Here is a 10,341-nt window from a genome sequence, read left to right on the forward strand (position 1 = left end):
TAAAGCCGGCACGCCCAAACCATTATCCTGCAGTTTGCCGAAGTACAGTCCGCATACTGCTGCAACAAGGCCTGCGAGACTGACAAGACCAATCTGGAAAGTATTGTAATTGAATGGTTCACCGGACAATAAAAATGTCAGTGAAGTCCAGAATATGTTGAAAACCAAACCGAACAATAATCCGCTGTGAAGTAAAATCCTATATAAAGTGCCATGTCTTTTAAAAGTTGTAAATACACTGACTATAAGACCACTGTATGATTCCAGCTTGTTTTTTCTTGGAATGTCCGGCAGAACATAAATCATCACAAGAGCCATAATCAAATTCAATATGGCTGCAATCAGATATACTGATCTCCAGCCCCACATTCCTGCAAGAATACCGCTTACAAATCTTGAAAAGAGAATTCCAGTTGTTATTCCGGAAGCCACAATTCCAACAATATGTCCGCGCTCTTCAGGACTGCTCAAATCACCTGCCAAAGGCAATATGACCTGACCGGAAATTGTTACAATACCCATGCTGAACAGTGAAAGCGCCAATATTACAAATGAAGGAGACAATGCACATGCAACCAAAGTAACAATGGACAAGACCATTACGATAGCAATCAGTCTTTTTCTTCGAACAAAATCTCCTAAAGGTACAATAAATAAAATTCCCAATGCATACCCTATTTGAGTTGCTGTTACAAGCAGTCCACCGCTGGCGGGTGAAAGTCCAAAGGCGTTTGTAATCTCAACCAGCAATGGCTGAGCCCAATACAGATTTCCAATTGCAAGACCAGAACATACGGCAAACAAAGCGGCCAAAAATGTGGTCATCCTAACAGTTTCATTATTAACATTCATTTTCATGGATTAATCTAAATGAAAATTCATATTTAAAGATAATGTGGCATCAATGCCATCTAAAACAAAGATAATCCCACTACTTTTTAAAAAACATTAACGACCACATATCTCAAATTATAATCCCATAACATTGATGTATATTAAATCATATAAAAACAGGAAATATTTAATGAAGATGTTCTAAATAATTTTCAAAGAATTTACTCAGAATGTGAAGTCAATATACTGAAAAAAAGCATATAAAATATAATGCTCTTTAAAAAAAAAGACAAAATTTATTCCTTAAAAAAAGACTTATTTTTTAAAAATATAAACATATTACACTTAACAAAATCATAAAAGAAGTTATATTAAGTTAATGAATAAAAAAACTTAATATTAAATGATTAATAAGTAAAATAATGCCCAAATTATGTACAAATGATTTTGCCCGTATACTATACAAAATATTTACTACTTTTAGCTCTTACAGCATATATTTAATGTAGTGATATTTAAATACAGCACAATATATGAAATTAATGAATTTATTTTGATTAAAATATCAATACCAAATACAAATCAACTCTTTGAAATTTTTTAAAAAGCATTATTTACTTTCAATTATAAATGTTATGCATAATGGTGATATTATGAAAAATATGCATAAAATTCTCATCATTATTTTAATTCTTTTAATTGTTGTTGGGGGTTTTTTAATGTTTGGAAGTAATTCCCCACAAAAAGGTGATGGAATTTCATATAACGAATCAGCACTTTCTGAAAAACTCTCAATTAATATGAATAAATGGAATTATGATGAAACAAATGATATTTACTATCAAATAGGATTGGTTTATTGTACTAACCCTGAAGATACAAATTATGAATCCTGTGGAATTTACATTCCTGGAAAGTACTTCAATGGAGAGAAAAACTCAAATGGAACTTATACCTGCACAATAAATGATGCAGGCAAAATTGGAAATTACACTGCAAGTTCAGCACCGATTGTAATGCCTGTGAATACTCCTGGTTACTCTTCATGTGCTGCGCCAACCAGTTTTAGTGGAGATAGAGTGAAAGATTATGCTGATGCAGGATTTATTTATCTGGATGTCGGCTGTAGAGGAAGGGACAATGCAGAAGCGCCAGATGGAGTCACTGACTTGAAAGCCGCAACTACTTACTATAAATTTAACGGAGATGTGTTACCTGGAGATGCAGAGAAAGTCTTTACCTTTGGCCATAGTGGCGGAGGAGCACAATCCGCAATAATGGGTGCATCAGGAAACAGCGAACTATACAATCCTTATTTAGAAAATATAGGAGCTGCAATGGTGGATAAGGATGGAAACATATTGTCAAATGCCATTGAAGGAGCAATGTGCTGGTGTCCTATAACAAACCTTGACACTGCTGATGAAGCTTATGAATGGAATATGGGACAATACTTACGGGAAAACTCAACATTTACAGGTGCGTTAAGTGATGACCTTGCAACAGAATATGCAACATACATAAATGAATTGGGCCTGAAAGATCCAAATGGAAACACCTTAAAACTTGAACAAAGCGATTCAGGCATTTATACCTCTGGAAGCTACTATGATTACATGATGGAAGTAACAGAAGAATCATTGAATAACTTCCTATCAGATACAACTTTCCCATACACTCCATCATCCGGCGGAGATATGGGAGCAATGCCTTCCGGTGATGCTCCAAGCGATTCTGGAAGTATGCCTTCTGGTGAAGCACCTGGCGATAGCGGGTCCATGCCAACCGGTGATGTTCAAAGCAGTGACAGTTCAGATAGCTCACAAACTTATCAGACAGCACAGGACTATATTGATTCACTGAACGGCAATGATACCTGGATTGAATATGATTCAAATACAAACACTGCAAAGATTACAAGTCTTGAGGCATTTGTGAAACATTGCAAAAATCCATCAAAATCCGTTGCCGCTTTTGATGACTTGAATCGTTCACAGGCTGAAAACGGATTATTTGGTCTTGATGCCAACGGTTCATCCCACTTTGATCAAATATTATCTGACTTGCTTAACAATAACAGTGATAAATACTCCAAGTACATCGACTATTCATCAAATTATGCAAGTGAATACAAGGATGATTTAGCACAGATAGACAGTTTAAACAATACTATGAAAACAAGGGTTGACATGTACAATCCAATGTTTTATTTATGTGATTATTATGACGGTGCAGGTTCATCTGATGTTGCCAAATACTGGAGAATTAGCACCGGTATTGAACAGGGAGATACCTCACAATGTGTTGATGTGAATCTTTATTTGGCAGTGAATCAAAAAGCAGGCTCTGATAATGTTGAGTTTTCAACAGTTTGGGGACAAGGCCACACTCAAGCTGAAAGAAATGGTGACTCAACCAGCAGCTTTATAAATTGGGTGAATAATTGCTTAAATTAAGAAATCCTAATGGATTTCTCTTTTTTTATTTATAAATATAAAAAAATTTTTCCAATATCCAAAATATGGAATTGTGCAATACAATTGGAAACATAGAATAGATAATGAATGTGTTCTAAATAATTTTTCAAAGAATTTACTCAAATATAATGGCAATATACTAAAAATACTATACAAAATATTTATTACCTATCTCTTACACTATCATTATATCATGATTTGATAAATTTTCAGTGACCTTTTTATTACATGACTTCATTATAACTCCATCATCACAGTCATTTTGCATAATAAGAAGAACGCGTAGCCCTGCAGATGATACATATTCCAGTTTAGAACAATCAATGACCACACTGTTTACAGCATTATCTTTTTTAATCTTCTCATAATTAGCAAGAAGCTTAGGTGCGCTTAATGTATCTAAATTTCCGGACAAGATTAAATTAAGCCTATTGCCATCAATTGATGCATCCGCATTAAATGACTCTGTCTTTGCATCGAAAATATCAATAGATTCATCAACTGTAATTTTCCATATGCATATTTTCTTAAATCCTTCCTTAATCTGAGCTGCAATCTTAGGGTCTGCATTATCCAAACTTTTAAATTCAGGTACATGGTCTGCATATGGAAGTCTCTCCAACTTAAATCCCTTGGATTTAATATAATTTATTGCATTCATCATATTTTCCCGAACGTTTCCCCGGACGCTAACGGTTATTGTATTCTCTATGGCATTTACATCAGATTTATCATCAATTCTATACTTGGACTGCCACATAATCTCTCTTGTTCGCTCCCCATAGAATGCTTTCACTATCAAAAGGTAGAGAAGAGACATCTCAGGGTCAAGAGTAATCCAGCATCCTCCATGCTCTGCAAGAATCCGTTTAATATTGTCACACATTGCATCCATCTCAGAATCTGTAAGATACATCAGAAGTCCTTCTGTTGTTATACATACCTTCCCTTCAATCTTATCAAATGCAGACTTAAGTGATTGATAATTGGTTGCATCAACACCTTCGAAATTAACAAGGTTTTTTTGATCTTCTTCTAGAAGTGACATGATAACAGGTTCAACTTCATTAATTGTTGCGGGAAGATCCATTCCAACAAATTTCTTGCCGCTTTTTGCAAATTCAAGGGCTCGAGGTGTAAAACCGCACGGCAAGTCAACCTCTGTAAAACCAGATTCCATTGCGAGTTTTCCATTAGTAAAATATCTTACTTCCATAACAACGCCGTTACAGAAAAGGTCAGCATCATCGACATTAACTGTATCACTATTCTGAGTATTTTCCAGTGTAAGGCCCAACCTTTCAACTACATCATTGGCATCATCATTACCTGCTGCTGCTAATTGAAAAAGAGTCATCTTGGCAGTGTTAAATATAGGATTTGTTCTTTCCAGTAATCCTTCATCAATTTCTATTCCATCAAAATCAAACATATTATCCGTAATCTATCTTATGTTGACCAAACATTAATTTAAATTTAAAATAAATTCTTAAAAGGGATTTTGCCCGTATACTATACAAATATTTACTACTTTTCGCTCTTACAACATAATATTTAGTATCAGTCCATATAAATCTTATCAATAATATTTGGTGTTTTTAAAGTGGAAATAATAATATTGTTTATACAAGAACAACGAGTATTTTGGCGGTAAATTCAAATAAAAAAAAGAATAAATTTTAATAAAAATTCATTATTACCACTCTTTGAATCAAAAGACATGTCCATTCACATATAACATATCAGTTTAAATTTATAAGATTATCGTATTTTATGTAAATCCGCCAATAATTAAATTTTTTCTTATTTTAAGTCAAGTAATTTAATTTCATCAAATATTTTGAATTCCCCATCAAAGCTTGCAACATAATCTAAGTTATAATATTCATATATGACAACTTCCGAACAATCTATAAATCCCAATTTAAATTTGTTTTTATTGTATTTTTCAAAAATTGCAAATACATTATCATTGTACATGTTAATGCTGGATTCATCGATTATTGTGAAATTATCTTTCATATAGTTATATGCTAGTCTAACTAACGTAATATCCTTTGTTTTTTGGCCCAATATCGTTATTACTTCAGATACTATCCCATTTGAGATATAACAATCATTATCTAGAACTTCTTTGTTTTCTATTGCTCTTTGATGTAGAGGATCATTTTTTCTGAATATTGCAATGATGAATGATGAGTCCAATAAAATTTTTTTCATTTGTATAAACTCCTTTTTAGTTCAACAGCATCTCTCGGATCATCATCTTCAATAATTCCCAATACATCATCCAGACTTACTTTTTTTCTTGGTTTGATTACAATTTCATTATTCTCATTAATAGACCAATCAATGATTGTATCGTCAATAGTTAAATCTGTTAGTTTATTACGTATAGCTTTAGGGATGGCTAACTGATAATTTTTATATAAAGTTGTTGTTGCAATTATATTATCCATTATCTTCAGACTCCTTTAATTTCATTTAATTAATATTATATTTTCAGAGAATATAAAGTTATCTGAAAAATAATAAATTTACTAATTATAACGACATATCAAATTTCAAAATAACAATATAAATCACAAATCACGAAAACATTTTGATAATAAGTAAACAATAGTTCAATTACTATTGGAAACATGAATATGAAAAATAGTTTGTAGAAATAATATAAAAAGAGGGATTCAGCAATCCCTTTAAGTGTTTATTCGGCAGATACGCCATTGATTAATAATTGGGTCAAGTAATTTTCTTTTCCAATCATTTTAATTAAGTCTAATTGTTGTTCGCTCCAGCCCATATCATCTTCTTCATCCTTGAGATATACTTTCATTAAGTCATAGGTTGTTGCATCAAATATTCCGGAATCCATCATTTCGTTTAATAATTTAATTCCTTCAACAGATACATTGTAGTCATGTTCTATGAACTCTATGATATCAGTGTAGATTGGTTGTGCATCCTGTGCTTCCTGTTTGATTTCTCCACCTAAATCAAGAATACGGTCCATGAACTGTTCTACGAAATCCATTTCTTCAGTTGCATGAGTTGCATATTTGTCTCCTAATGCTTGGAAACCTAGACCTGCAAATATTTTAGATTGAATCCTGTGTCCGAATGAATTTGCGGACAATTCGGTTACAATTAACTGTAGTGCTTCAATTGTTTTTTCTTTATCAGACATAATTTTCACCTTAGTTAAATTACTTAAGATTCTTAAGTGCATAATTGAATATCTGAACTATACTATTTAAAATTAACGAATAAGTTAGCCCAATCGTAATATGCATGAATCATCTTCTTGAATTTTTCTGCCTCTTCATCACTGTAATCCTCAAAAAATTTAGAATCAAATTCATACATTTCTTTTAATAGTGAAGAAATAATTAATTTAGCTTTATCAGTAACATTGAGAATCTTTTTAGACTTATTATTTTCATCACTGCCACGATGTACCAATTCGTTTTTCTCAAGCCGTTTAATTATTTGAGCAACGTTAGCTTCTGAAACAAATAATATTTCAGACAATTCCCTTTGAGTTAAACCGGGATTATGATGAATGGTACTCAAATATGTGAAATCACGAGGAGTAATTTCAGGATAATTGTCTTTTAAATACTTGGTGTATTGAATGCTAATATAATCAATATATAGGGCTACCGGTGTGAAAGGTATTCTTTCATCGCCTGAATTTAAATCAATCATAAAAAACCACTTTAATATATATTATGTATTTTAAGTATTATAACTGATTCTAAAAAATTGAAGGATAATAAAATCTAAATTTTACATTAAGAATCAGATAACATATAATCCAAATGGAAACATAACCTCCCTTTTTAACATTAACATCAGCATTAGTTGTTCAAAACTTACATTCTGAAACAACTGCATATATACTGTAGTTTAAAACCAGACATGATTTCCAATATCCTGGTCGTTAATGTCAAAACCATCCAATTAAATCAAATCTAAAAAAGCAGCTATTGAATTATCAACATTATGTTAATGGAAAAACACGTTATTGAAATATTGTATTATTGTTAATCTTCAGTTTGTCTTTTTGAAATTTTTCTATTGAATTAATGCACATATAATAAATGTCACTAAATTTGTATGATTAGTTACAAAATTTATTAATAAAATAATCTTGAAATTTTAATCATAGTTAATTAGTATGGAAGTCGTCAAATGGAAAAAATGATAAATTCTCTCAAAAAGCTAGGTTTAAGCAGATATGAATCACAAGCTTACATCGGTTTGAACAAAATAATCACCGGCCAGGCGGATGAAATTGCAAAAGTTTCCGATTTACCCCGTTCAAGAATTTATGATATATTAAAAGGTCTTGAAGAAAAGGGTTTTGTTGAAATCAAGAGAGGAAGACCTTTGAAATACACAGTAGTTGAACCATCTGTGATATTTAAAAAACAAAAAGAAAAACTAATCAAAGAGTTAGAAACAACTGAAAATAAACTGGAAAACATTTACACTGACGAGATAGCTGAAGTGCAGGCCCCAGTATGGCTAATACATACTCCTGAAAAGATTATTGAAAAAGAAGTGGACCTTATTAAAAAGACTCAAAAATCCATAACATTACGTGCCGGTTTTCTTCTTAATGAAGAATCACAAGCAATGATAAAAGCAATTAGAAATAATCCCAACAATATTGATATCAAAATCCTTGCAAACCCAATTTGCTATGTGGAGGATGAAAAAATAGAAATCGTTGAAACATTTAAAAAAGCTAAACTGCCTAACCTTAAAATCATAAAAACAGATTTGCCAATGATGAAAATGTTAATAAGTGATGAAAAGGAACTTATAGGAACCTTCGCACAGTTCAACGGTGAATACAATTCAGTCATCCCCCAAACGGCAATCGGAGTAAACAACAAGTACTCTGCAATATGTAAAAACTTTAACGATCATTTTTTAAGACAATTTATGAAAATGAAAAATATGATGTGATATATTATGAAAGCGGAATCCGTAAAAATAGCCGATGGCGTGTACTGGGTTGGTGCACTTCATTGGAACACAAGAAGTTTCCACGGTTTTGCAATACCTGGAACAACATACAACTGTTATCTCGTATTTGGTGATGAAAAAGTTGCATTGATTGACAATGTCTACTCAGACGGCATGATAAATCAATTGAATGCAAGAATTGAAGATGCATTCGCTAAAGAAAATCGTGAAAACAAAATAGATGTATTCATTCAATGCCACACAGAACTTGATCACTCAATAGGACTTAAAGAAACCATTGACAAATATCCTGAAGCTGAAGTTTATGCATCTCCAAAAGGAGCCGACTTTTTGGAAAAGCAATACCACACTTACTCTGATGTTGAAATTACAACTGTGAAAACTGGTGACAGCATTGATTTGGGCGGTAAAACATTGAATATAGTTTCAGCACCTATGCTTCACTGGCCGGACAGCATGTTTGTAATGTATGCTGAAGAAGGAATACTATTCTCAAATGATGCATTCGGACAGCACCTGTGCTTATCCAAAAGATATGCAGAAGATTACTCTGAAGACTTCATTTTGAAAGCTGCTAAAAAATTCTTCGCCAATCTGGTGGTTTTAGGTGCACCGATGCTCAGGATGAAATTTCAGGAGCTGACCGATGCAGGAATTGTAGAACAAATTAAAATGATTGCACCTTGTCACGGTCAAATCTGGAAAGACCCATCAAAGATTGTTAAAGCATATTCAAACTGGGCAAGCGGTGTTTGTGAAGACAAAATCACAATTGTCTATGATACAATGCATCACTCAACAGAAAAACTGGCTTACCAGATAGCCGAAGGAATAATGAGTGAAGGCGTTGAAGCTGTAATGTATCATATGGAAAGCGACTATGAATCAGAAGTGGTAACAGACATTCTTGATTCAAAAGCAATTGCCTTAGGTGCTCCGACAATGATGAATAAGCCTTTCCCAAGAATCGGGAACCTGATGTACTGGCTTGACTGCCTAAACTTCAAGGGCACAACCAGCGAAAAGAATGCACTTGTATTTTCATCCAAAGGATGGGGCGGTGGAGCTATTGCTAAACTCCAAAGAGATTTGGAAAGTGCAGGCTTTACAATATTCGATACATTGGATGCAGTGTTCGTACCAGATGAAGACATTTACGCAAAAGCATTCCAGAAAGGAGTTGAACTTGCAAAATCAATAAAAAGTGAATAGAATGGCAAATTTAGACAATGATATTGAAGAAAAGATTGAAGAGATTATCGGCAAATACCAGAAAAGGGAAGCTAAGCTTTTAAACTATTTGATTGTAGATGATGAGATTACTTTCTTCCTGCCGTTATCTGATGATGAAAAGATTTCAGATGAGGATTTAGCTGAGATTTCAGAACTAATCAAAGGAGAATACATCCAAACAGAATCAGTCAACCAGGAATACAGAATCAAATTTAAATATGGATTATAGTGTATTTACTCTTAATCCCCCTTTTTTTCAAATTATTAGTCCATGATTATATTGGAAACATAGAATATGAATAGTTAATTAATGTTTTTCATGGATAATTTTTCAAAGAATTTAAAGTCAATATCCTGAAAAAACTATACAAAATATAATACTCTTTAGAAAAAAAGACAAAAATTATTCCTAAAAAAAGACTTAATTTTTAAAAATATCAACAAATTACACTTAATAATCTAATTAAATAATATATATCAAGTTAATAAAAAATAAACATAATATTAATGATTAATAAGTCAAATAACTTGAAAATAATATAGATTTTATTTTGCCCGTATACTATACAAAATATTTACTACTTTTAGCTCTTAGATTATAATATTTAGTATCAGTTCATATAAATCTTATCAAAATATTTTGGTGCTTTAAAAGTGTGATTAATAACTGTTTTTTTGAGCATGTGTAAAAAAGGAAGCTATGAAACACATATTAAAGCTAATCGTCATTTAAATTGTCAGTTTATCAAATTAGAAAATTTCGGATGAAATCCAACTAGGCTTCCAATTCGACATCATA

General features: G+C 32.3%; 10 protein-coding genes. 4 read left to right on the forward strand and 6 right to left on the reverse strand.

Going from position 1 to position 10,341, the window contains the following annotated elements; genetic code table 11:
* On the reverse strand, window positions 1-858 hold an 858-nt coding region (locus IJI93_RS10200), incomplete at its 3' end, for an MFS transporter (protein WP_292822697.1).
* 629 nt (window positions 859-1,487) lie between these two features.
* Here IJI93_RS10200 and IJI93_RS10205 point away from each other — a divergent pair.
* The gene (locus IJI93_RS10205) at window positions 1,488-3,290 is read left to right on the forward strand and encodes a subtype A tannase (protein WP_292808944.1); all 1,803 of its coding nucleotides are present in this window, start codon (window positions 1,488-1,490) and stop codon (window positions 3,288-3,290) included.
* 196 nt (window positions 3,291-3,486) lie between these two features.
* Here IJI93_RS10205 and IJI93_RS10210 read toward each other — a convergent pair whose 3' ends face one another.
* The 5 genes from IJI93_RS10210 to IJI93_RS10230 form a co-directional block, all read right to left on the reverse strand.
* Window positions 3,487-4,743, reverse strand: a complete 1,257-nt coding sequence (locus IJI93_RS10210) for an STAS domain-containing protein (protein WP_292808943.1) — start codon at window positions 4,741-4,743, stop codon at window positions 3,487-3,489.
* A 371-nt stretch (window positions 4,744-5,114) separates the two neighbouring features.
* Window positions 5,115-5,531: a PIN domain-containing protein gene (locus tag IJI93_RS10215; RefSeq protein ID WP_292808941.1), complete on the reverse strand. Its 417-nt coding sequence runs from the start codon at window positions 5,529-5,531 to the stop codon at window positions 5,115-5,117.
* Window positions 5,528-5,770: a hypothetical protein gene (locus IJI93_RS10220; RefSeq protein ID WP_292808940.1), complete on the reverse strand. Its 243-nt coding sequence runs from the start codon at window positions 5,768-5,770 to the stop codon at window positions 5,528-5,530. The genes IJI93_RS10215 and IJI93_RS10220 overlap by 4 nt, the downstream gene beginning before the upstream one ends.
* 248 nt (window positions 5,771-6,018) lie before the next feature.
* Window positions 6,019-6,498: a bacterioferritin gene (locus tag IJI93_RS10225; protein ID WP_292808939.1), complete on the reverse strand. Its 480-nt coding sequence runs from the start codon at window positions 6,496-6,498 to the stop codon at window positions 6,019-6,021.
* A 62-nt stretch (window positions 6,499-6,560) separates the two neighbouring features.
* Entirely contained in the window at window positions 6,561-7,019 is a 459-nt protein-coding gene (locus IJI93_RS10230) for a MarR family transcriptional regulator (protein WP_292808937.1), read from the reverse strand.
* 486 nt (window positions 7,020-7,505) lie between these two features.
* Between IJI93_RS10230 and IJI93_RS10235 the strand changes: the two genes are divergently transcribed.
* The 3 genes from IJI93_RS10235 to IJI93_RS10245 are packed head-to-tail and all read left to right on the forward strand — an operon-like array spanning window position 7,506 to window position 9,771.
* The gene (locus IJI93_RS10235; RefSeq protein WP_292808934.1) at window positions 7,506-8,288 is read left to right on the forward strand and encodes a TrmB family transcriptional regulator; all 783 of its coding nucleotides are present in this window, start codon (window positions 7,506-7,508) and stop codon (window positions 8,286-8,288) included.
* 6 nt (window positions 8,289-8,294) lie between these two features.
* Entirely contained in the window at window positions 8,295-9,521 is a 1,227-nt protein-coding gene (locus IJI93_RS10240; RefSeq protein WP_292808932.1) for an FprA family A-type flavoprotein, read from the forward strand.
* Window position 9,522: 1 nt separating this feature from the next.
* Window positions 9,523-9,771 carry a hypothetical protein gene (locus IJI93_RS10245; RefSeq protein ID WP_292808930.1) on the forward strand — a complete coding sequence of 83 codons (249 nt, stop codon included), beginning with the start codon at window positions 9,523-9,525 and terminating at the stop codon, window positions 9,769-9,771.
* The last annotated feature ends 570 nt before the right edge of the window (window positions 9,772-10,341 follow it).

Source organism: Methanobrevibacter sp., from assembly GCF_017431965.1.
In the GTDB taxonomy this organism is placed as follows: Archaea; Methanobacteriota; Methanobacteria; order Methanobacteriales; family Methanobacteriaceae; genus Methanocatella.